General features: G+C 77.3%; 1 protein-coding gene. It reads left to right on the forward strand.

Going from position 1 to position 822, the window contains the following annotated elements:
* The coding region (locus Q0L15_RS23100) for a PP2C family protein-serine/threonine phosphatase (RefSeq protein WP_296607203.1) at positions 1-822 on the forward strand (822 nt) is incomplete at both ends.

Below are 822 nucleotides of genomic sequence, written 5' to 3' on the forward strand. Positions count from 1 at the left end.
CGAGCTGCAGGACGCCGCCCTGCCGACGGGGCTCCCGGTGCCGTCGGGGGCCCGGCTCGCGGCGCGGTACCTGCTGGCGCAGGACGACCTCGGCGCCGGAGGCGACTGGTTCGACGCGGTGCCGCTGCCGTCCGGGGCGGTCGTCCTGGCCGTCGGTGACGTCGTCGGCCACGGTGCGCCCGCCGCGGCGTTGATGGCCGAGCTGAAGGCGGTCCTCGAGGAGGCGGCCCACCCGGACGGCGACCTCGTCGAGGTGCTCCGGGCCCTCGACGCCCGCGTGCACCGGTCGCCGGAGGCGCGGACGGCGACGCTCTGCGTCGCGAGGTTCGACCCGGCCGTCGCGACGCTGGAGTACGTCACGGCCGGCCACCCGCCGCCGGTCCTGGTGCCGGCGCGCGGCGAGGCGACGTACCTGCCGCCCTCCGGCGCGGGACCGCTGGCCTCCGGGCTGCCCTACCGGTCCGCGCGCCACGAGCTCGCCCTGGGCGACCTGGTGCTGCTCTACACCGACGGCCTGGTGGAGCGGCCCGGCCGCACCCTCGCCCAGAACACCGTCGACCTCCTCACCGTCGTCGGGGACGTCTGCCGGGCCACCTCCGAGGAGCCGGTCGTCGATCGTGCGTGCCGGCTCACCCCGGAGCTCCTGACGCGCACCACCGGTTACGACGACGACATCGCCCTGCTCGCGCTCCAGGCGGTTCCCCCCGTGGCCCCGTTGAAGCTGCGGCTGCCCGCGGTTCCGGACACCGTCCGGGCGGCCCGGGCCAGCCTGCAGGACTGGCTCCGAGCGCTCGGCGTCGGCGCCCTCGACCACACCGCCCT

Source organism: Nocardioides sp., from assembly GCF_024509035.1.
Classification (GTDB): Bacteria; Actinomycetota; Actinomycetes; order Propionibacteriales; family Nocardioidaceae; genus Nocardioides.